General features: G+C 70.9%; 19 protein-coding genes. 7 read left to right on the top strand and 12 right to left on the bottom strand.

Features of this window, described 5'->3' with window-relative positions; translation table 11 throughout:
- From BQ9890_RS13615 to BQ9890_RS13605, 3 genes are all read right to left on the bottom strand, one after another.
- Window positions 1–2,370, bottom strand: a complete 2,370-nt coding sequence (locus BQ9890_RS13615) for a carbon starvation CstA family protein (RefSeq protein WP_075892249.1) — start codon at window positions 2,368–2,370, stop codon at window positions 1–3.
- Window positions 2,371–2,532: 162 nt separating this feature from the next.
- Window positions 2,533–3,222: an SDR family oxidoreductase gene (locus tag BQ9890_RS13610; RefSeq protein WP_075892247.1), complete on the bottom strand. Its 690-nt coding sequence runs from the start codon at window positions 3,220–3,222 to the stop codon at window positions 2,533–2,535.
- A gap of 23 nt (window positions 3,223–3,245) precedes the next feature.
- Window positions 3,246–4,190 (bottom strand): aldo/keto reductase, encoded by a 945-nt coding sequence (locus tag BQ9890_RS13605; RefSeq protein ID WP_075892245.1) that lies wholly within the window; start codon window positions 4,188–4,190, stop codon window positions 3,246–3,248.
- A gap of 206 nt (window positions 4,191–4,396) precedes the next feature.
- Here BQ9890_RS13605 and BQ9890_RS13600 point away from each other — a divergent pair, with 206 nt between their 5' ends.
- Complete coding sequence (locus BQ9890_RS13600) at window positions 4,397–5,152, top strand: alpha/beta hydrolase (RefSeq protein ID WP_075892243.1); 756 nt, start codon at window positions 4,397–4,399, stop codon at window positions 5,150–5,152.
- A 131-nt stretch (window positions 5,153–5,283) separates the two neighbouring features.
- Here the strand turns inward: BQ9890_RS13600 and BQ9890_RS13595 are convergent, their stop codons facing one another.
- The 9 genes from BQ9890_RS13595 to BQ9890_RS13555 all read right to left on the bottom strand — a co-directional run bounded on the left by BQ9890_RS13595 (window position 5,284) and on the right by BQ9890_RS13555 (window position 14,381).
- A complete protein-coding gene (locus BQ9890_RS13595) occupies window positions 5,284–6,510 on the bottom strand; it encodes an aminotransferase class I/II-fold pyridoxal phosphate-dependent enzyme (RefSeq protein WP_075892241.1) in 1,227 nt (408 codons plus the stop codon).
- A 163-nt stretch (window positions 6,511–6,673) separates the two neighbouring features.
- Window positions 6,674–7,501 carry an amino acid ABC transporter ATP-binding protein gene (locus BQ9890_RS13590; protein WP_075892239.1) on the bottom strand — a complete coding sequence of 276 codons (828 nt, stop codon included), beginning with the start codon at window positions 7,499–7,501 and terminating at the stop codon, window positions 6,674–6,676.
- 18 nt (window positions 7,502–7,519) lie between these two features.
- Entirely contained in the window at window positions 7,520–8,185 is a 666-nt protein-coding gene (locus BQ9890_RS13585; RefSeq protein WP_075892237.1) for an amino acid ABC transporter permease, read from the bottom strand.
- A 9-nt stretch (window positions 8,186–8,194) separates the two neighbouring features.
- Window positions 8,195–9,055 carry a transporter substrate-binding domain-containing protein gene (locus tag BQ9890_RS13580; protein ID WP_075892235.1) on the bottom strand — a complete coding sequence of 287 codons (861 nt, stop codon included), beginning with the start codon at window positions 9,053–9,055 and terminating at the stop codon, window positions 8,195–8,197.
- Between the two features lie 187 nt (window positions 9,056–9,242).
- Window positions 9,243–10,283, bottom strand: a complete 1,041-nt coding sequence (hemH, locus tag BQ9890_RS13575) for a ferrochelatase (RefSeq protein WP_075892232.1) — start codon at window positions 10,281–10,283, stop codon at window positions 9,243–9,245.
- A 142-nt stretch (window positions 10,284–10,425) separates the two neighbouring features.
- Complete coding sequence (locus BQ9890_RS13570; protein WP_075892230.1) at window positions 10,426–11,085, bottom strand: ABC transporter ATP-binding protein; 660 nt, start codon at window positions 11,083–11,085, stop codon at window positions 10,426–10,428.
- Between the two features lie 11 nt (window positions 11,086–11,096).
- A complete protein-coding gene (locus BQ9890_RS13565) occupies window positions 11,097–12,647 on the bottom strand; it encodes an ABC transporter permease (RefSeq protein ID WP_075892228.1) in 1,551 nt (516 codons plus the stop codon).
- A gap of 172 nt (window positions 12,648–12,819) precedes the next feature.
- Window positions 12,820–13,320, bottom strand: a complete 501-nt coding sequence (locus BQ9890_RS13560) for a glutathione peroxidase (RefSeq protein ID WP_075892226.1) — start codon at window positions 13,318–13,320, stop codon at window positions 12,820–12,822.
- Window positions 13,321–13,529: 209 nt separating this feature from the next.
- Window positions 13,530–14,381, bottom strand: a complete 852-nt coding sequence (locus tag BQ9890_RS13555) for a class I SAM-dependent methyltransferase (RefSeq protein ID WP_075892224.1) — start codon at window positions 14,379–14,381, stop codon at window positions 13,530–13,532.
- 118 nt (window positions 14,382–14,499) lie between these two features.
- Here BQ9890_RS13555 and BQ9890_RS13550 point away from each other — a divergent pair, with 118 nt between their 5' ends.
- From BQ9890_RS13550 to BQ9890_RS13525, 6 genes are all read left to right on the top strand, one after another.
- On the top strand, window positions 14,500–15,168 hold the full coding sequence (locus BQ9890_RS13550; RefSeq protein WP_078062478.1) for an ABC transporter ATP-binding protein: 669 nt from the start codon (window positions 14,500–14,502) through the stop codon (window positions 15,166–15,168).
- A gap of 10 nt (window positions 15,169–15,178) precedes the next feature.
- Window positions 15,179–16,765 (top strand): hypothetical protein, encoded by a 1,587-nt coding sequence (locus tag BQ9890_RS13545; RefSeq protein WP_075892222.1) that lies wholly within the window; start codon window positions 15,179–15,181, stop codon window positions 16,763–16,765.
- 140 nt (window positions 16,766–16,905) lie between these two features.
- The gene (locus tag BQ9890_RS13540; protein ID WP_075892220.1) at window positions 16,906–17,850 is read left to right on the top strand and encodes a metal ABC transporter solute-binding protein, Zn/Mn family; all 945 of its coding nucleotides are present in this window, start codon (window positions 16,906–16,908) and stop codon (window positions 17,848–17,850) included.
- Between the two features lie 94 nt (window positions 17,851–17,944).
- Window positions 17,945–18,847 (top strand): metal ABC transporter ATP-binding protein, encoded by a 903-nt coding sequence (locus BQ9890_RS13535; RefSeq protein ID WP_078062477.1) that lies wholly within the window; start codon window positions 17,945–17,947, stop codon window positions 18,845–18,847.
- Window positions 18,848–18,852: 5 nt separating this feature from the next.
- Window positions 18,853–19,809, top strand: a complete 957-nt coding sequence (locus BQ9890_RS13530; protein ID WP_075892218.1) for a metal ABC transporter permease — start codon at window positions 18,853–18,855, stop codon at window positions 19,807–19,809.
- A 196-nt stretch (window positions 19,810–20,005) separates the two neighbouring features.
- Window positions 20,006–20,293, top strand: coding sequence for a DUF1540 domain-containing protein (locus tag BQ9890_RS13525; protein WP_075892216.1), 288 nt, complete (start codon window positions 20,006–20,008; stop codon window positions 20,291–20,293).

Here is a 20,293-nt window from a genome sequence, read left to right as displayed (position 1 = left end):
TCAGTGACCACCGTGGTGCTGCGTGTGTCCCGGGATCAGATCGGGGTCACCGACCACCGCGTACTCCCGGGTCAGCTCCTTGTCGAGCTTCGAGGCGACCAGGGTCGAGGGCGCGAAGAAGTTCGACTCCTGGAACGGGTCCTCCGAGGTGGTCGTGTCACCTGTGCGCAGGGTGCGCACGACTCGCAACACGGCGCAGACGATGACGAAGGCGACGGAGACGAGGAAGATCACCGAGAGCGTCCCCTGGATGAAGGTGTTGCGCACGATCGCCTCCTGCACGGCGACGTCCTCGGCGTCGGTGAGGGTCGGCAGGAGGGCCCGCGCGTCCCGCCACTGCTGCCAGTAGCCGATGTTGGGGTCCGTGGAGAAGATCTTCTGCCACGAGGCCGTGAAGGTCACCGCGGTGTCGAAGAGGAAGGGCACCAGGGGGATCCACACGTACTTCACGTACCCCTTGCGCACCACCATGACGGTGACCACCAGCAGGGCGACGGCCGCGATCAACTGGTTCGCGATGCCGAAGAGCGGGTAGAGGGTCTGGATGCCACCACGCGGGTCCGTGACACCCATCAGGAGCAGGGAACCCCACGAGGCGACCACGACCGCGGTGGACAACCACGCCCCGATCCTCCAGGAGGGGTCCTTGAACTTCGGCAGGGCGTTGCCCAGCGCGTCGGAGAGCTGGAAGCGCGCCACGCGGGTCACCGCGTCGACGGCGGAGAGGATGAAGAGGGCCTCGAACATGATGGCGAAGTGGTACCAGAAGCCCATCATCGCCCGGCCGCCGCCGATCTGGTGGAGGATGTGGGCCATCGAGACCGCCAGGGTCGGGGCACCACCGGTGCGCGAGACGATGGAGGGCTCGCCCATGTCCTCGGCGACCTGCCTGAGCGCGTCGGCGCCCTCGAAGGTTGTCGGGTTGCCCTGGTCGTCCCAGGACTCCCACCGCGGCATGATGCTGTTGCCGTGGACGTCGGTGACACCCAGGTTCTGCACGGCGGCGGAGGTGATCTCCTCACGGTCCGTCGTGGTCTCGGTGACGGAGGTGCCGGCCAACTTGTCGACGGTGGCGGACGAGGTGTTCATGGCGAAGTACACGCCCTGGTTCAGGGAGACGGCCGCGGCGAGCGCCATGATGGCCACGAAGGACTCCATGAGCATGCCGCCGTAGCCGATCATGCGGACCTGGGACTCCTTCTGGATCATCTTCGGGGAGGTGCCGGAGGCGACCATGGCGTGCATGCCCGACAGCGCCCCGCAGGCGATGGTGATGAAGAGGAAGGGGAAGAGGGTGCCCGCGAAGACGGGGCCGTCGGTGTTCGAGGCGAACTCGGTGACGGCGGGCATCTCGACGATGGGTCGCACGATGATGATGCCGAGCGCCAGGACGACGATGGTGCCGACCTTCATGAAGGTGGAGAGGTAGTCACGCGGGGTCAGCAGCACCCACACGGGGAGGACGGCGGCGAAGAAGCCGTAGACGATCATGGCCCACACGAGGGTCGTGGGCGAGAGGTGCAGGTACTGGCCGAAGGAGGACTCCGCGACCCAGCGGCCCGCGATGATGACGATGATCAGCGCGGTGCACCCGGCGACGGAGACCTGGGTGATCTTCCCGGGCTGGACGTAGCGCAACCACAGGCCCATGACGACGGCGATCGGGATGGTGCAGCCCACGGAGAAGACGCCCCACGGGGAGGCGGCGAGGGCGTTGACGCAGACCATGGCGAGGACGGCCAGGACGATCATCAGCATGACGAAGACGACGACGGTGGCGACGGTGCCACCGATCCGACCGATCTCGTCGGTGGCCATCTGGCCGAGTGAACGCCCGCCCCGGCGCATGGAGAAGAAGAGGACCAGCATGTCCTGGACGGCACCGGCCACGCACACCCCGATGATGATCCACAGGGTGCCGGGCAGGTAGCCCATCTGGGCGGCCAGGACGGGGCCGACCAGCGGGCCGGCGCCCGCGATGGCGGCGAAGTGGTGGCCGTAGAGGACGACCCGGTTGGTGGGGTCGAAGTCCTTGCCGTTGTTGATGCGCTCGGCCGGGGTGGCGTTGCGGTCGTCGGGGCGCATGATCGTGCGCTGGATGAACAGTGCGTAGAAGCGGTAGGCGATGGAGTAGGTGCACACCGCGGTCACGACGAACCAGATCGCGTTGACCTCCTCGCCCCGGACGATGGCCAGCATCGTCCAGCCGAGGACGCCCAGCAGGGTGATCACCACCCACAGGGCGATCTTCGCGGGCGTCCACCTGTTGTGCGGCTTCACGCCGACAGGGACGCCCTTCTTGTTGCGGATGATGAGTTCCTCTTCCTCAGCGCTGTGGGAAGGGATCTCCTTGACGTGTGGCTCGGCCATGGAGGACTCGCTCTGGTGTCGTGTGGACTGGGATGGGGCGTCTCCCGGCGCTGCACTGCTCCAGGACCCGCCGCTTGCCACACTAGACGCCTTCTCCGACCCGCATGTGGGACTCGTGACCCATTTTCACTGGGACGTTGCTCCCGTCCCGCAGCCCCGTCCTCAGCCCAGCACCCGGTCCAGTTCGGCCCTGACGGGCGTGTCCCCTCCCACCAGGTCAAGGGTCCGGCGCACCGTGCGACGGTCGTCCAGCACTGCGGCGAGCACCGCCGCCACGTCACCACGTGGCACGGGCACCGATGTCGCACCGGGCTCCAGGGGAGCCCCCATCCTGATCCGACCCGTGGGTTCCTCGAAGGAGAGACTGCCCGGGCGCAGGATCGTCCAGTCCAGGGCCGTCGCCCGGAGGTCCGCATCGGCCTCCCTCTTGGCGTGGACGTAGGCCCGCCAGGTCTCGTCCGCGTCCGGACCAGGATCGCGGTCGACCATGGCCGAGACCTGCACGAAGCGGCGCACCCCGGAGAGGTCGGCTGCCCGCTGCGCGAGCACCGACCCGCCCAGGTCGACCGTGAGCTTGCGGGCCGGCCCGGAACCCGGTCCCGCCCCGGCCGAGAACACGACCGCCTCGACACCGGAGATCTCGCGCCCGACCTGTTCGGCGGTGGCCTCCTCGATGTCGAGGTGGACCGGGACCCCACCCGCGGCCTCGACGTCCTCGGTCTGGCCCGGGTTGCGCACGATCCCGAGCACACGGACACCGTCGTCGGCGAGGATGCGTGTCAGGTGCAGGGCGATGCGACCGTGTCCGCCGACGATCGCGATGGTTCTCCGGGTGTCGCTCGTGTCAGGCATGGGGCCTCCCGGGCCAGTCCGGTTCAGCGTCCGACCAGGGAGGACACACGATCCAGGCCGGCGACCTCCTCGGAGGTGAGGGTGAGGTCCAGGGAGGCCAGCAGCGGGGCGACCTGGGCCACGGTGCGGGCCGAGGCGATGGGGGCGACCACCGTGGGCTGGAGCGCCAGCCAGCGCAGGGCCACGGAGGTCGGCTCCACGGAGTGCACGGCGGCGATCTCGCGCAGCAGGTCGACCACGGCGAACGCCTCGGGGGAGGCGTAGCCACGCACCATGTCGGAGCGGGCACCCGCGATGTCGGCATCGGAGTGGTACTTGCCGGTCAGGAAGCCCGCGGCAAGGGCCCAGTACGGGATGACCGCCAGGTGGTACTTCTCCGCGGTGGGGCGCAGTTTGCCCTCGAAGTCGGAGCGGTGGACCAGGTTGTAGTGCGGCTGCAGGGCCACGGGTCGCTCCACACCCTGTTCGTCGGCCGCCGCGATCCACCGGTCGACGGACTTGGCGGAGAAGTTCGAGAGCGCGACGTGGCGGACCTTGCCCTCCTCCTGCAGTGCGGCGAAGGCGGCCACGGACTCCTCGACGGGGGTCTTGGGATCCTCTTCGTGGGCGTAGTAGAGGTCGATGTGGTCCGTCCTCAGACGGGTCAGGGAGGCATTGGCCGCGCGGGTCACATTGCCGGCGGACAGACCCGGGAACAGGGGGTGCTGGGCGACCTTGGTGGCCACCACGACATCGTCACGCTGCCCGCGCCGGGTCAGCCACTCGCCGATGATGGTCTCGGACTCTCCGCCCTGGTTGCCGGGCACCCAGACCGAGTAGACATCGGCGGTGTCGATGAAGTTCCCACCCCCGCCGACGAACGCGTCCAGGACGGCGTGCGACTCGTCCCGGTCAGAGGTCCACCCGAAGGTGTTGCCCCCCAGGCACAGGGGCGCGACGTCCAGGTCGGAGGTCCCGATCTTCGTCATGTTCTCTCCTTCTCAGCAACGTGTGTGGCGCCCGTGGGCGCACGACCAGCGTAGGTCGGGCACCCCGGGCGCGCTTCCCGAGCGTGTGTCCCGGGCTGGGCACACGAGGGCGACCCCTGCTGCGCTTCCCGAGCGGGGCGGACGAGGGCGGCTCCGCGACCGGCCCGGCCCGACGCCTCCACACCCGGCACCGATAGCATGGGGGAATGGCTCTGCAGACATGGTCCCAGGTCCGCTCCGAGTCCCTCGGCATGCGCACGACCGTGATGGTGGCGGTGCCCGAGTCGGTGGAGGGCCCTCCCGCGACCCCTCCGCCCGGTGGGTGGCCCGTCCTCGTCCTCCTGCACGGACTGAGCGGCAACCACATGCAGTGGCCGTCCAACGTCAATGTCCAGAACCTGGCGACCCAACGTGGGGTCGTCATCGTCATGCCCGACGGGCAACGTTCCTTCTGGGTGGACGCCGCCCACGGAATGGCCTGGGGGACATGGGTGGGCAGCGAACTTCCCCACCTGGTCCGCAACACCCTGCAGGTCTCCGACTCGCGCGAGCGCACCGTCGTCGGTGGACTGTCGATGGGAGGCTACGGATCCTTCCGGGCGGCCCTGGACCACCCGGACGTCTTCGGTGCGGCGTTCTCCCTCTCGGGGACGCTCGACCTGACCGAGACCGCCTTCCAGGGCCGTCACCGTGACCTCTTCGAGGACTACCTGGGGGGCTACGACGTGGCAGGGGGACCCCACGACCTCGTCTCACGCATCGCCTCGGGCGAGGGCAGGGACCTGCGTCTCTTCGCCACCTGCGGCACCGAGGACCGTCTGCTCGCCCAGAACCACCGTTTCCGTGACACCGCGGCCGAGGTCGGTCAGCCCCTGGTGTGGGAGGAGGGCCCCGGCGTCCACGACTTCGCCTTCTGGACCCGTTGGCTGCCCCTCGCCATGGATGCCATCGGACTGGAGTGAACCCGGGTGCACCAGGCACGACGCCCGCTGGCCACGACACCGACACCCACGACGTCGGGAGACAGCCGTGAACCCCCTCATCAGCCCCTACCGCCGGGAGGACCGCGACAGCGTCGCCCTCGTGTGCACCCTCACTCCCCCACGGCGCCCGCAGCCTCCAGGGCCACGTCGATGTCGGCGATGAGGTCCTCGACGTCCTCGAGCCCCACCGAGAGGCGCACGATCCCCGCGGGCAGCTCCCAGCGCGCACCCTGTTTGACGGCGTGGGTCATGACGGGCGGGTACTCGATGAGGGACTCCGCCGCACCCAGCGAGACGGCGAGGGAGAACACCCGGGTCGACTCCGCCACGCGGCGGGCATGGTCCGCATCCGCCACCTCGAAGGAGAGCACCCCGCCGGACGCCCGCATCTGGCGGGCGGCCAGGTCGTGGCCGGGATCCTCCGCCAGCCCCGGGTAGTGCACGGCCCGCACCGCCGGGTGGTCGCGCAGGTGTTCGGCCAGCGCGAGGGCTGAGGCACTGTGCCTCTCCATCCGCACCGCGAGGGTCTTGAGGCCGCGGTGGGCCAGGTGGGCATCGCGCGGTGACTGGACGGCGCCGATCGCGCTCTGGAGGAAACGCAGCTCCGCGGCGACGTCGCCGGTGCCCGTCCACCCGAGGTCGGCTCCACCGGGGCGCGCGGGCAGGTGCAGGCCCGCCGCCACCACCACGGCCCCACCGATGAGGTCCGAGTGCCCGCCGACGTACTTCGTCGTGGAGTGCACGACGACGTCGGCGCCCAGGGCCAGGGGGTGCTGCAGGTAGGGCGAGGCGAAGGTGTTGTCGACCACCAGCAGGGCGCCGGCCCGGTGAGCGACCTCCGCGAGCGCGGCGATGTCGAAGACCTCCAGGAGGGGGTTCGAGGGCGTCTCCACCCACACCAGACGGGACCCCTCCCCGGCCACGGTCGCCGCGACCGCGTCCACGTCCCCGGGGTCGACCGGCGTCGCGCGCAGCCCCTCGGCGGGACGCACCACCGTGAAGAGGCGGTAGGTGCCCCCGTAGACGTCGTCCCCGAAGGCCACGTGGTCGCCGGGTCGCGTGAGCACGCGGACCAGGGTGTCCTCCGCGCTCATGCCCGAGGGGAACGCGAAGGCCGCCCCACCCCCTTCCAGGTCCGCCAGGGCACGCTGGAAGGCATCCCGTGTCGGATTGGCTCCGCGACCGTACTCGTACCCGTGGCGCAGGGTCTCGACCCCGTCCTGGGCGTGGGTGGAGGCGACGTGGAGTGGGGGGACCACGTCACCGGTGGTCGCGTCGGGCTCCTGGCCGACGTGGACGGCACGGGTGGCGAATCCGGGTGTGGGGGTGGTGGTCATGTCCGTCCTCTCGCGCCTCCGCTGCGGGCGGAGGGCTGTCGTGGTCGTGCCGGTTCTGGATGTGGGACGCGGGGCGGGGAGGGGTGGTCCGCCCTCGTGCGCGTCCGGAGCGCCGTGGGTCCGGGCGCGGGCCGGCTCCCCGAGTCCCGCGATTCCGGGGGTGTCACCGATCCGGGGACCCGGCGTCCTCGCCCCCGTCGACGCCGGGAGGGACCGGTGCTCCGCCCTCGTCGCCGTGTCGCGACAGCGGGTCGAGGACGCGTCTGAGGAAGCGCCGTGTGCGTTCCTCGCGGGGGTGGACGAGGACGTCGCCTGGATCGCCCTGTTCCACGATGACGCCACCGTCGAGGAAGGCGACGTGGTCGGCGACCTCCCGGGCGAAGGCGATCTCGTGGGTGACGACCACCATGGTCCACCCCTCCGCCGCGAGGTCGCGCATGACCTGGAGGACCTCACCGACCGTCTCGGGGTCCAAGGCGGAGGTCGGCTCGTCGAAGAGCAGCAGGTCGGGGTGCAGGGCAAGCGCACGGGCGATGCCGACGCGCTGCTGCTGGCCCCCCGAGAGCTGGGAGGGGTGGCGGTCCTCCAGGCCCACCAGGCCGACGCGGGCGAGGAGCGCGCGCCCCTCCTCCTCGGCCTCGGCACGAGAGCGGCCCTGGGCGTGGACCGGCCCCTCGGTGACGTTCTCCAGTGCGGTGCGGTGCGGGAAGAGGTTGTGGGCCTGGAAGACCATCCCGGAGCGGGCACGCAACCCGGCCAGCTCCTTGCGGGAGGGATGGGCGGCGTGGTCCACCGTGACACCGTCGATGGTGACGATGCCCGACTCCGGGACCTCCAGGGCGTTGAGGGAACGGAGCAGGGTGGTCTTGCCGGAGCCGGAGGGGCCGATGAGCACGCTCACCGATCCCTTGTCGACCTCCAGCGAGACCCCCTTCAGGACGTGCTTCTCACCGAAGGACTTGTGCAGGTCCGAGACGCTGAGCAGTGGCATGGTCGCTCTCCTCCCGGTTCAGGCGACACCGCGCTCGAGGCGGTGCTCGAGGCGCAGCTGGACGGCGGACAGGACGGTGCAGATCACCCAGTAGTACAGGGCGGCCAGTGAGTACAGCGCGAGAAACTCGTACGTCGGCGCCGCGATGTTCTGGGCCTGGCGCAGCAGTTCCACCACCATGATCGAGGAGGCCAGCGAGGTGTCCTTGACCAGGGAGATGAAGGTGTTGGACAGGGGCGGCACGGCCACGCGCGCGGCCTGGGGCAGGATCACGCGGCTGAGGGTGGCCGAGCGGGACAGGCCGATGGTCTGGGCCGCCTCCCACTGCCCGCGCGGGACGGAGAGGATGGCGGCACGGATCGCCTCGGCCGCGTAGCCCGCCACGTTGAGGGAGAAGGCGATGACGGCCGACGGGAAGGGGTCGATCACCAGCCCCAGGCTGGGCAGTGCGTAGAAGATGATGAAGAGCTGGACCAGCAGGGGTGTCCCGCGGATCACCGAGATGAACACCCGCGCCGCGCCCCGCAGGAGGACGTTGTGGGAGATGCGCGCCAGGGCCACCCCCAGTGCCAGGACGATCCCGATGGCGAAGGAGATCAGCGTCAGGGGGATCGTGCCCGTCAGGGCCCCGCGTGCGAGCGGCAGCAGGGAGTCCAGCAGGAGCTGCCGGGTGGAGTCATCCACGGGGGCGCCTCACTTCGTCTGCGCAGACGAGATGTCCGTGCCGAAGTACTTCTCACCCAGGGCGGCAAGGGTGCCGTCCGCACGCAGCTCCTCGAGCGCCCCGTTGATCGCATCCAACAGGCCCGAGTCCTTGCGCAGGGCGAAGGCCTGGGAGACCGCCTGGTCGGGCAGTTCGAAGGCGACCTTCACCGAGTCGTCGGAGGTCTGGGCAAGGTAGCCGAGCACGGCGAGGTTGTCGTTGAAGGTGAGGTCCACGCGTCCGTCCTTGAGGGCGGAGACCGCCTCCGTGAAACCGTCCACCGGCACGACGGTGGCACCGGAGTCGGTGGCGAGCTCGGCCCAGTTGGAGGTGGCCGACTGTGCGGAGGTCTTGCCCGTGACGTCGTCGAGGGAGGTGATGGAGGAGTCGTCGGAGCGGACCACGGCGACGGGGATGGACACCGAGTAGGGGTCGGAGAGGTCGTACTTCGCGGCGCGCTCGTCGTTGACCGTGACCTCGTTGGCGATGATGTCGTAGCGCCCGGCCTCCAGGCCGGCGAAGATCGCGTCCCACTTGACCTCGGAGAACTCCGGGGTCACGCCGAGCTTCTCCGCCACGGCGGTGACGACCTCCACGTCGTAGCCGGTGAGGTCACCGGAGGAGGTGTCGTGGTAGGTGAAGGGGGCGTAGGTGCCCTCGGTGCCCACGCGCAGGACCCCGGAGGCCTGGAGGTCTGCGAGGGCGTCGGCGCCCGCGGACTGGGAGCCGGACTGGTCGCCGGAGGCGCCACCGGAGGTGGAACCCGTCCCGGAGGAGCAGGCGGACAGGGCGGTGGCGGACAGGGCCAGGGTGGCGAGGGCGGCGGCGATGAGTCGGGTCTTCGTGGTCATGTCGGCCCACGCTAGGCGCGGGCCGGGCCTGTGCCCACCGGTGACTGCCTGACGGGACTTCGTGACAGGACCGGTCGCCGCGTCCCCGCCGACCGGCCCGCACCTGCCCGGCGCCGGGCCGGGATCGGTGGAGCGCCCCGCCTGCACCGTTCGGTGGCCGCACGCACCGCTCGGATCGGTGCGGGGATCAGGCGACCCAGCCGGACAGGCCGCGGCGGGCCTGCTCCTCCAGGGTGGCCACGCACCCGGCGGAGTCGTTCGCCCAGGGGACGTAGTGGTACTCCTGCCCGCCCGCCTCCAGGAAGGTCTCGCGGTTGAGGATGTCGATCTCCTCCAGGGTCTCCAGGCAGTCGGCCATGAACCCGGGGCAGATGACGTCCACACGGCGGGTGCCCCCGCGTCCGAGTTCACCCATGGTGTCGATGGTGGCCGGGCCGATCCACTCGGCGGGACCGAAGACGGACTGGAAACGCACGAGCAGGCCGCCCTCGTCGATGCCGAGGCGCTCCCGCAGCAGGCGCGCGGTCGTCCCGCACTCGGAACGGTAGGGGTCCCCGGCGTCGTGCATGGCGCGCGGGATGGAGTGGAAGCTGGTGACCAGGCGGTCCCCGGCGGCGAAGTCCGGTCGACCCTGCTCGGCCCAGTGGTCCTCGAGGGCGCGGGCGAGGGCCTCGATGTAGACGGGTGAGTCGGGGAAGGAGCGCACGGTGCGCACCTCGAGCTGGTCGCGGGCCCGCAGCGTCCAGCGGGCGACCTCGTCGATGACGGTCCCCGCGGAGGAGGCGGCGTACTGGGGGTAGGCGGGCAGCACGAGGACGCGGCGCACGCCCTGGTCGTACAGGTCGGTGAGGACGTCACGCAGGGCGGGCTTCCCGTAGCGCATGGCGACCCGGACCCGGGTGTCCTCCCCCAGGGCTTCCCGGAGGTCCGCCGCCTGGCGCGAGGTCCAGTGCATGAGGGGGGAGCCCTCGGGCATCCAGATCGAGGCGTACTTGCGCGCGGAGTCGCGCGGGCGCACACGCAGGATGATGCCCTCCAGGATGGGGCGCCACAGCACGGGGTGGGTCTCGATGACGCGCCGGTCGGAGAGGAACTCCCGCAGGAAGGGGCGCACCGCCCGGGCCGTGGGGGCCTCGGGCGTCCCGAGGTTCACCAGCACCACGGCAGGCGGCTGCCCGGTGGTGGCCGTGGAGCTCCCCGCCCCCGCTGGATCCGCCCCCGCCGCCACCGCTGCGGGTGTTCCCGCAGGCGGGGCGGACGAGGGCGACCCGGCGTCGATCTGACGTTCTGACACATTGATTGACTCCGTCACGTCCTCCAGCCTATCGGCTGGGGGATGGGTGCGGTGACCGGAGCCGGGGAGGCTCCCGTCAGGACAGGTGGCCGGAGGTCATGGTGATCCGTCTCTGGGCCCGCTTGGCCACCGAGGAGTCGTGGGTGACGACGACCATCGCGAAACCGAGGCGCTTCCAGTGCTCCTCCAGCAGGTCCATGACCTCGTCGCGCATCTGTTCGTCCAGGTTGCCGGTGGGCTCGTCGGCCAGGATGACGCGGGGCTGCTTGACCAGGGCCCGCGCAATGGCGACGCGCTGCTGCTGGCCACCCGAGAGCTCGCCGGGGAGGTGGTCCTCGCGCCCCCCGAGTCCGACCTCCGCGAGGGCCTCCATGGCGCGGCCCCGACGCTCGGCCCCCTTCACGTGCAGGGGCACCAGACCGGCCTCGACGTTCTCACAGGCGGTGAGGGTGTTGACCAGGTTGAACCCCTGGAACACGATGCCCAGGTCCTTGGCCCGGAAGCCCGTGAGCGCCGACTCCGACATGTGCGTGATGTCGACCCCGTCGAATTCGACCGTGCCGGAGTCGGGGCGGTCCAGCCCCCCGAGCATCTGGAGCAGGGTCGACTTCCCACCCCCGGTGTTGCCGCGGATGGCCAGGAACTGGCCGTCGGGGACCGTGAGTGTCACGCCCCCCAGGGCGGTCACCGTGCGGGAGGTCCGATAGTTCTTCGTGACGTCCGTCAGTTGGTACATGTGCCCTCTCCTCAGTCCACGCTCCGCAGGGCCGCCGCGGGGCGGAGCCTGCTCACCTTGATCGCGCCGGCCCCGCCGGCCACCACGCCTCCGAGGAGGCTGACCCCCACGCCCAGACCCACGGCCGCGAGCGAGGGCTCGAGCACCAGGGTCGTCGTCGTGCTCGATGCCGAGGCGGTCATCGCGCCCGGCTGTCCGCCGTCCCCAGGGGCACCTCCACCGGGGCCACCCTCCGTCCCCGGGGCGGTTCCGGTGGCTGCCTGCTGCGAGGTGCCGGGTCCTCCCTCCGTGCCTGCCGACCCACCCAGGGTGATGCCTGCGGCGTTGATCCCCGCCACCGCTGCGACGCCGAGTGCCAGGCCGACGACGCCGCCGATGAGGGTCTGGATGAGGGTCTCCGCGACCACGTTGCCGAGCACCCGGGAGTTGGACCATCCGATGGCCTTGAGGGTGCCCAGCTCCCGGGTCCTGCGCGTGACCGAGGAGATCGTGAAGAGGCTCGCCAGGAGGAAGGCGAGGGCGAGGATGCCGATCGTCAGCCACTTCCCGAACCCACTGATCCAGGACGCTGCGGAGGACAGGGACCCCGAGACCGTGCTGGCCAGGTCGGACTGCGTCGAGACCGTCAGGTCCGGCAGGGCCGTGCCCAGGGAGTCCGCCAAGGAGTCCACGTCATCGGCACTGGAGGCCTTGACGTAGATCGTCGTGAGGGCGCCGTCCTCGTCCGCCAGGGTCTGGGCGAGCGCGAGTGGCACGTAGATGTCGGAGGCACTCTGGGAGGACTCCTCCGACAGGATGCCCACCACCGTGGCGGTGGTGTCGGTCCCGAGGGTCACGGTGTCGCCCACGGCCAGGGAGTTGTCGGAGGCGTAGGTGGCGGAGATGACCGCGGAGTCGGTGTCGCCGGAGGTGAGCAGGGCGCCGCTGGAGACGGTCATGTCACTCATGGGACCGACCTCGGTGGCACCCGGGTCGACGCCCATGATGGTCGTCTGGGCGAGGTCGAAGGACCCTCCGCCGAACCCGCCGGGCCCACCGTCCTGTCCGGGTCCGCCCTGTCCGCCTCCGGGCTGGCCCTCCTGGTCCTCGGTGCCGGAGTCGGTGGAACCGGAGGACTCCTGCTGCTGGATGGTGCCCGAGAAGTCCATCTGCGTCAGCGAGAGCGTGCCCGTCGCGGCCGCCACACCCGATGTGGAGGCGACCGTGTCGAGGACGCTGGACTCCATGGTCTGGGTTCCACGGGCGACGCTCACCTGCGTGGAGGAGATGTCGGTGCTGCCGTCCGCACCGGTCTGACCGGCCTCCGGACCGAACTGCATGCCCCCACCGCCACTCCCGGAGGCCCCACTCTGTGCGTCCCCACCGCGCGTCGGCGAGGACGTGATGGTGAGATCCGTGCCGACCCCGTAGACGGCCTGGAGCACGGAGTTCTGTGCTGCTGCGATGCCGTTCGATGCGGCCGAGATGACCATGACCGCTGCGACCGCCAACGCCATTCCGATGCTGATGATCGCCGTCTGGCGCTTGCGCCGGGTGATCCCCCGGCGGACGTACTCGAACATTCTTCTCCTCAGATGCCGTCCGACCTGCTGGGACAGCACGCTATGGAGGATTCGTGACGGCCGGCCCGGAGACGGCTGTGGCCAGGCTGTGAAACCGGTGCCCGCTGCGACGGCCGACACTCGCAGCGGTGGCGGGGAGCACGTCCGGGTCGACCCCACGCACTCCCGGAGGTCAACGCGGCAGATGTGCCTCGATGAGTTCGACGATGGCCGGGTCGTCGGGCTTGGTGGTGGGCCGGAACCGGTGCACCGAGCCATCAGGGAGGACCAGGAACTTCTCGAAGTTCCACCTCACACGCCCGTTGCGTCCCTTCGGGTCCTTCGCCCGCTTGAGGGCGGTGTAGAGGGGGTGCTCCCCGCGGCCGTTCACCTTGACCCGCGCCAGCACCGGGAAGGTCACACCGTAGGTCGTGGAGCAGAAGGTCCTGACCTCCTCGTCACTTCCCAGCTCCTGACGGAACTGGTTCGAGGGGAAGCCGAGGACCGTGAACCCACGCTCCGCGTAGCGTTGCTGCAGCTCCTCGAGGGTCTCGTACTGGGGGGCGAGCCCGCAGCGGGACGCGACGTTGACCACCATGACCACGTCGTCGGCCCAGCGGCCGAGCGTCTCGGTCGTGCCCTCCATGGTCTCGAAGGGGATCGATCTGAGGTCCGTGGCAGCTGTGGCATCCATGGTGCAATCGTCCGCCCGATGCCCCTCCCCCGCGCGGGCTGGGGCAGACTGCCTGTGAGGGAGGGCGCGCAGGGTGATCCCGCCACTCCCCAGCGCGGGCTGTGACAGCGCGCGGACCGGAGCGGCACGGGGAGCAGGGTCGGTGCGGGGCAGGCGGGTCCGCTTCCCCGCGGCGCGGACCCACCCGGGTGACGAGGGCGGACCGGGGCTCAGTCCGGGCGGCGCGCCACCATCGAGAAGGTGAGCGGGATGCGCGGCGTGCCCGGCGGCGTCGTCCACCCCTCGGGGCACTCGACGAGCTCGGGGAAGCGCTTCCAGTCCATGGTGGGGTGCTCGCCCAGGGCCTCCAGGTCCAGGCCCGCCCCGAGCAGGGCCCCGGCCACCTCGGAGAGGTCGTGCTGCCAGGTGTGGTTGGTGGTGTGGGTGATGGGCGCGACCGACTCCTGGACGTCCGTGTAGCTGCCGGCCTCCTCGTAGACGGTCTGCCCTCCCCCGGACAGGTAGTCCTCGGTGACGACGTCCAGCTCCGGGTCCATGGCTGTCACCAGGGGATGGTCGTCACGGATCATGAACACCCCACCGGGCACGAGCAGGTCGTGGACCGAGTGGGCCCAGGACACGAGCTCCGGGAGCCAACAGATCGTCCCGACGCTGGTGACCACCACGTCAAAGGTCCGGTCAATGACCTCCGAGGCGAGCTGCGCATCCCCCTGGACGTAGGTGATCCCCTCACCCGCGGCCCCGGCGATGTCCCGGGCGTGGTCCAGGGCCCGCTCGGAGAAGTCGAGTCCGTGGACGTCCACCGCCCCGAGCCTGGCCCAGGAGAGGGTGTCGGTACCGATGTGGCACTGGAGGTGGAGCAGCGTCAGCCCCCGCACCGACCCGCCCGGCAGGTGGGGTGCCAGGACGGCCAGGTCGCGGCGCACGACGTCGGTGATCCCCTCCGGGTCGGACACGAGGCCCCGGACGTCGTAGAACTCGGAGGCGACGTGCACGCCGGCACGGTCGTCCCAGTTGGCCCGGTTGTCCGCGAGCGCGCGGTCGACGTCATCGGCAGTCATGAGGACGACGGTAGTGCCCCGGACGTCGCCCCGGGAGCACCTCGGTCCGTACGGGTGCCCGCACCCACACCGTGGGAGGATGACCCCGAGCCGACCATCGCACCGAGGAGGAGCGCCCATGCCCCACCGTCGCGGAGCCGCGTCGTCGGACCGCCGTCCCCGCAGGGACGACCCCGGCCTGCTCCTCGACGTCCGGCAGGTGACGCGCACGGTGTCGGGCCTGGGGATCCTGGCCGCGACCTCGCTGGAGGTACGGGCGGGGACGTGCACCGTCCTGCGCGGCGAGAACGGCTCGGGCAAGACCACCCTGCTGCGTGTCCTGCTGGGGTTGGACGCCCCGACGACGGGCAGCGCCCGCCTCGTCCCCGGTGCCCTGGAGCGGCGCGACATCGCCCACGTCATCCAGCCACCGCCCTTCTTCGAGGACCTCACCGTCCTGGAGCACCTCCTCTTCGTCCGCGCCTCGTGGGGGCTGCCCTCGGGGGCGGAGGCCCCACTCGCACTGCTGCGGGCCTTCGGGGCGGAGCGTCTCTCCCGCCACTTCCCCGACGAACTCTCCTCGGGGGAACGCCAGGTCGTCGCCCTGTGCCTGGGACTGGCACGACCCGCGCGGCTGCTCGTCCTGGACGAACCCGAGCAACGCCTGGACACCGGGCGCCGTCGGGCGCTGGGGGACGCACTGCGCTCACGCATCGGCCAGGGGCTCGCCGTGGTCATGGCGACCCACGCCCCCGACCTGACGGAGGCCGTGGCCGACGAGGTCGTCACCCTCTCGGCCCCGGAGTGAGGGGAACCCGGTGAGCACCCCGATCCCCTCCGTCCCGCTCTCGGCCCCTCCTCCGGGCGGGCCCGCACTCGCCCGCGCACGTCGCATCGTGCACGAGGGCGGACCCACGCGTCGGGACCTCGTCTACCGCGCCTATGTCGCGGTCCTGCTCACCGCCATGATCGGGGTTCCCCTGCTCACGGGCCTGACCTCGGCGGTCCCGACCCACCGGGCGGCGGAGGTCGTGTGGGGCGCACGCCAGTGGTTCGCCCTGCCCCTGGTCCTCTGCGCCGTGGCCCCGACCCACCTGGGACCGGTCATCACCTCCGCCGGCGAGCTCCACTACCTGGTCGACGGTCCCTTCGGGACGCGCAGGGTGCTGGCGGGACGGACCTGGACGGTGCTCGGCGCGGTGCTGGTGGCGGTCGGGGCACTGGCCGTGACAGGGGCGCTGGGGCTGGGGCTGGGCGCTTCCGCAGTCGCCACGACTGCGGCGTGGGCACTGGGACAGGCCGCCCTCGTCGTCCTGGCCCTGCTCGGCACCCAGACCAGGTGGTCGCGATGGGCGCGCCCGTCGGCTGCGCTCACCGGGGTGGGCCTCGCCGCCCTGGCCCGGCTCGGCGCTCGTGGGGACTGGGACCTCGGGGGAGGCGTCGACGCACTGGCCGCCATCGGGCTGGGCGCTGTCGCCTGCCTGGCGGTGCTCGCCGTCCCCCTCCTGCTCGCGGGGGTGCCGATGCGGGTGCTCGAGCACGACGTGCGGGTGCGCCACCTGATCGCCACGGGCCTGGGCACGGGGGACGTGGGGGCGCTGGCCGTCCACGACGGTCCCCGTCGCCGCCACCTGCGTGCACGGACCCTCCCGTTCCCGGGCGGGCTCCTGGGACGCACCGTGACCGTCGACGTGCTCGGGGCCGTGCGCACCCCCTGGCGCACGGCGGCAGCGCTCGCAGCACTGGTCGCGGCCGGGACCTGGATCGGTGCCCTCGCATCGGGGCGGACGGGGACCTCGGCAGCCGGGGGCGTCCCGGGTGTCCTGCTGGCACCCCTCGTGCTCCTCGCCGTCCAGTGGGCCTTCGCCGTACTGTCACGGCCACTGTCCGATGTCCTGGAGTCGGTCGGTTCGGGGCGACTGGACCCGGCTCCCTTCCACCGGGTGTACCCGGCCCACCTGCTGCTCCCCTGGTCACTCGTGGTCGGGGTGGGAGGGATCGCGGCGGCGGTGACCTCCTTGGTCGGCGACACCGCGCCGGTGCCGGTCGAGTGGTCCTCCGTCGTGGGAGGTGCGGTGGTGGTCGCCCTCGTCGGCCCCTGCACGGCCCTGGCCGTGGTGGCCTCCTCCTCCCCGCCCCTGGCGCTCCTCACCCCCACGCCCTCACCCTTCGGCGACTCCTCCTCCCTGGTGGTCGTCGCATGGATGCTGCGCGGACTCGCACCGGCGGGCGTCCTGACCGTGGTCCTCGCCACAGCTGTGGCGCAGGGGCTGCCCGCTGACGGCGCGCTCCAGTGGGGCGCACTCTCCCTGGCGGCGGCGTGCGCCTGCGCCGCAGGCCTGCGGGCCCGCGCGCTCGCGACCACCGACCGGCGCGCGCGTGGAGAGGCACCGGCCGGCGACTGAGGCAGGACCGGGGCCCTCGTCGCGACCGGGAGGGACACAGTTTTATTGACTCTGATTCTCAACACCATTAGCCTCGGTCCTCGAGTCCACACCAGCGCACGTCCCCGGCCAGGAGAGGCCGGGCGGAATCGGAGGAAGACATGAAGGTTTCCCAGTTGTTCGGACGCCTCACGGTGGCGGCTGCCGCCACCGTGGCGCTGGCGGCATGCTCGACGGGCTCCGCCCAGTCGGGAACCGCCGCGTCCGGGCAGGACCAGAGTGGGGAGAGCGGTTCCACGGCTCTCTCCGTGGTCGCCTCGACCAATGTGTGGGGCGACATCGCCTCGCAGGTCGCAGGGGATTCGGTGACCGTCTCCAGCATCATCTCCGACCCGGACGCGGACCCCCACGAGTACCAGGCCGACGCACGCACACAGCTGGCACTGTCCGAGGCGACAGTGGTCGTGGAGAACGGCGGGGGTTACGACGACTTCGTCGACACCATGCTCTCCGCGGCGAAGTCGACGGCCACGGTCATCAACGCCGTCGACGTCTCGGGTTTCGCCGCGACGCAGGGCGATGAGCTCAATGAGCACGTCTGGTACGACTACCCCACCGTGATCAAGGTCGCGGGCGCCATCGAGGAAGCCCTCTCGAAGGCCGACCCGGACAACGCCTCGACGTTCGAGTCGAACCTCGCCACCTTCACCACGAAGGTCGAGGGCCTGGAGAAGGCGGCGGCCGAGGTCAAGTCGGCCCACGCCGGCGCCGGGGTCGCGATCACCGAGCCGGTGCCGCTGTACCTGCTGGAGGCCATGGGCCTGGACAACAAGACCCCCGAGGCCTTCTCCGAGGCCATCGAGGAGGAGACCGACGTCCCCGCCACCGTCCTGGACGAGACGCTCAAGCTCTTCAGCGACCACCAGGTGGATGCACTCGTCTACAACGAGCAGACGACCGGCCCCCAGACCGAGGCCGTCCTCTCCGCGGCGAAGGATGCGGACATCCCGGTCGTGCCCGTCCAGGAGACCCTGCCCGCCGGACTCGACTACGTCAGCTGGCAGCAGAAGATCATCGACGAGATCTCCGCTGCACTGTCCGAGTGAACCCACTGGATCCCCGCCCCCGCGGCCTAGAATCACTCGCGGGGCCGGGGATCCACCCGTCTGTCGGCCATCCCCAGCCGGAGGAGAGGAACCTATGTCGCCTGAGGTCGGGACCCACCCACCACAGAAGGGACCGCACACCGGGCCGGAGGGGGAGACCGACGCGGCCGCCGGGGCCCGGGACGCCGCCGGGGCCGCGCCCGTCGTGTCGTACACGGACGCCGAGCTCACCCTGGGGGGCCGCACGCTGTGGAGCCACCTCGACGTCGACATCCACCCCGGTGAGTTCATCGCGATCCTCGGAGCCAATGGCGCCGGCAAGACGAGCCTGCTGCGCACGCTGCTGGGCGAGTACACCCTGAGCGCGGGGAGCGTCCGGATCTTCGGACAGCCGGTCCACCGCGGCGGTGCCCGCATCGGCTACGTCCCCCAGCAGAACATGGCCGACCCCGGACTGCCCCTGCGCGCCCGCGACCTGGTGGCACTGGGTGTGGACGGCAACCACTGGGGCACGGGCCTGCCCAGCGCCGCCCGACGCTCCCGCGTCAACGAGTTGCTGGAGGCGGTGGGCGCCACCCGCTACGCGGACACACCCGTCGGCCTGCTCTCGGGTGGGGAGCAGCAGCGTGTGCGCATGGCCCAGGCCCTGGCGGGGGAACCCAGGCTGCTCCTCTGCGACGAGCCTCTGCTCTCCCTGGACGTGCGCCGCCAGGCCGAGATCATCGACCTCATCGACTCCCAGCGCGCCCAGCGCGGTTTCGCCGTCCTCATGGTCACCCACGACGTCAATCCGGTCATCGACTACATCGACCGGGTGATGTACGTGGCCAACGGGTGTATCCGGGTCGGGACCACCGACGAGGTGATGCGCTCCGACGTGCTCTCGGGCCTCTACGGCTCCGAGGTCGACGTCATCCGCGACAACGGTCGCGTCTTCGTGGCCGGCGCTCCCGAGCACCGCCACCACCCGGAACCCACGACCACCACCCGGAAGTGACCCCGATGACCCAGCTGCTGGCACTCCCCCTCCCCATGGACGCCGCCGACACCTCCTTGTGGGGGAAGCTCTTCGACTTCTCGGACTACGGCCAGCTGGTCGCCCTGCTGTCCAACTCGATCATGGCGGGAGCCGTGCTGTCGGTGGTCGGTGGGCTCATCGCCGTCTTCGTCATGCAGCGCGACATGGCCTTCGCCGTCCACGGCATCTCGGAGCTCTCCTTCTCCGGTGGTGCGGCGGGCCTCCTCTTCGGCATCGGAGTGGTCCAGGGCGCCCTCGTCGGGTCGCTCGTCGCAGCCGCGCTGATCGGGATCATGGGATCCAAGGCACGCGACCGCAACTCGATCATCGCCGTGCTCATGCCCTTCGGACTCGGCCTCGGGATCCTCTTCCTGTCCCTGGCCCCCGGGCGCACGGCGAACAAGTTCGGGCTGCTCACCGGGCAGATCGTCGCCATCGACGACCCCCGCCTCGAGACGCTGACGATCATCTCCGTCATCGTGACCATCGGGCTGGTCGCCATCTGGCGGCCCCTCACCTTCGCGAGCATGGATCCCGACGTCGCCGAGGCCCGCGGGGTGCCGACCCGCTTCCTCTCCTTCGCCTTCATGATGCTGCTCGGTCTCTCGGTGGCGGTCAGCGTCCAGATCGTCGGCGCACTCCTGGTGCTCTCGATCCTGGTGACCCCGGCCGCGGCTGCCATGCGCCTGTCCTCCTCCCCGGTGGTCGTCCCACTGCTCTCGGTCCTCTTCGCCTTCGTCTCCCTGGTCGGGGGCATCATGCTCTCCCTGGGGGCCTCGGTGCCGGTCAGCCCCTACGTCACGACGATCTCCTTCCTCATCTACCTGATCGCCAACGGGGTGTGGCACCTGCGCAATGCCCGTCAGCGTCGCGCCGTCGCGGCCACCGAGGCCGCCGAGATCGCCCGCAGGGAGGCCGAGGCATCAGCCTCCGCCCACTGACCACCGCCACCGCACGAGGGGCCGCTGTCAGGGCCTCCGGGTTTTGCGCGACTTCCGCGTCGAGGAAAGGCCGGACTGACCTGCTGACCATGAATAGCCTGTGACCTGCGAAGACAGTGCCTGCCCGCCGCGCCCGCCCGGTCGGGTGCACTCTGGGGACATCGGAAATCCGACACCACGAACCCGGGAGGTCAACATGTCCACCCTCGAACTCCCCCGCGTCAGCGGTTGCACCGTCGAGAGCTGCTCCTACAACCACGCCGATGCCTGCTCCGCGGCGGCCGTGACCATCGGCTCGAACCCCGAAGCCGCCTGCGCCACCTTCATCCCGCTCAGCGTCAAGGGCGGCCTGGACCGCGTCACCAGCTTCGTCGGCGCCTGCACGAAGGCCGACTGCACCCACAACAGCCACCTGGAGTGCACGGCGACCTCGGTGCGCATCGGCGCCGACAAGGCCGACTGCCTCACCTACGCCGCTCGCTGA

The organism is Actinomyces provencensis, assembly GCF_900155435.1.
Lineage (GTDB): Bacteria > Actinomycetota > Actinomycetes > Actinomycetales > Actinomycetaceae > Pauljensenia > Pauljensenia provencensis.
Note: the sequence above shows the minus strand (reverse complement) of the source record. Positions and strands in the feature narration are given on the sequence as shown.

Coding starts and splice junctions, on each gene's coding strand:
- BQ9890_RS13540 (WP_075892220.1), top strand. CDS start 16,906: ATGAAGGTTTCCCAGTTGTTCGGACGCCTCACGGTGGCGGCTGCCGCC.
- BQ9890_RS13580 (WP_075892235.1), bottom strand. CDS start 9,055: ATGACCACGAAGACCCGACTCATCGCCGCCGCCCTCGCCACCCTGGCC.
- BQ9890_RS13535 (WP_078062477.1), top strand. CDS start 17,945: ATGTCGCCTGAGGTCGGGACCCACCCACCACAGAAGGGACCGCACACC.
- BQ9890_RS13600 (WP_075892243.1), top strand. CDS start 4,397: ATGGCTCTGCAGACATGGTCCCAGGTCCGCTCCGAGTCCCTCGGCATG.
- BQ9890_RS13555 (WP_075892224.1), bottom strand. CDS start 14,381: ATGACTGCCGATGACGTCGACCGCGCGCTCGCGGACAACCGGGCCAAC.
- BQ9890_RS13615 (WP_075892249.1), bottom strand. CDS start 2,370: ATGGCCGAGCCACACGTCAAGGAGATCCCTTCCCACAGCGCTGAGGAA.
- BQ9890_RS13595 (WP_075892241.1), bottom strand. CDS start 6,510: ATGACCACCACCCCCACACCCGGATTCGCCACCCGTGCCGTCCACGTC.
- BQ9890_RS13550 (WP_078062478.1), top strand. CDS start 14,500: ATGCCCCACCGTCGCGGAGCCGCGTCGTCGGACCGCCGTCCCCGCAGG.
- BQ9890_RS13530 (WP_075892218.1), top strand. CDS start 18,853: ATGACCCAGCTGCTGGCACTCCCCCTCCCCATGGACGCCGCCGACACC.
- BQ9890_RS13570 (WP_075892230.1), bottom strand. CDS start 11,085: ATGTACCAACTGACGGACGTCACGAAGAACTATCGGACCTCCCGCACG.
- BQ9890_RS13605 (WP_075892245.1), bottom strand. CDS start 4,190: ATGACGAAGATCGGGACCTCCGACCTGGACGTCGCGCCCCTGTGCCTG.
- BQ9890_RS13610 (WP_075892247.1), bottom strand. CDS start 3,222: ATGCCTGACACGAGCGACACCCGGAGAACCATCGCGATCGTCGGCGGA.
- BQ9890_RS13525 (WP_075892216.1), top strand. CDS start 20,006: ATGTCCACCCTCGAACTCCCCCGCGTCAGCGGTTGCACCGTCGAGAGC.
- BQ9890_RS13565 (WP_075892228.1), bottom strand. CDS start 12,647: ATGTTCGAGTACGTCCGCCGGGGGATCACCCGGCGCAAGCGCCAGACG.
- BQ9890_RS13590 (WP_075892239.1), bottom strand. CDS start 7,501: ATGCCACTGCTCAGCGTCTCGGACCTGCACAAGTCCTTCGGTGAGAAG.
- BQ9890_RS13560 (WP_075892226.1), bottom strand. CDS start 13,320: ATGGATGCCACAGCTGCCACGGACCTCAGATCGATCCCCTTCGAGACC.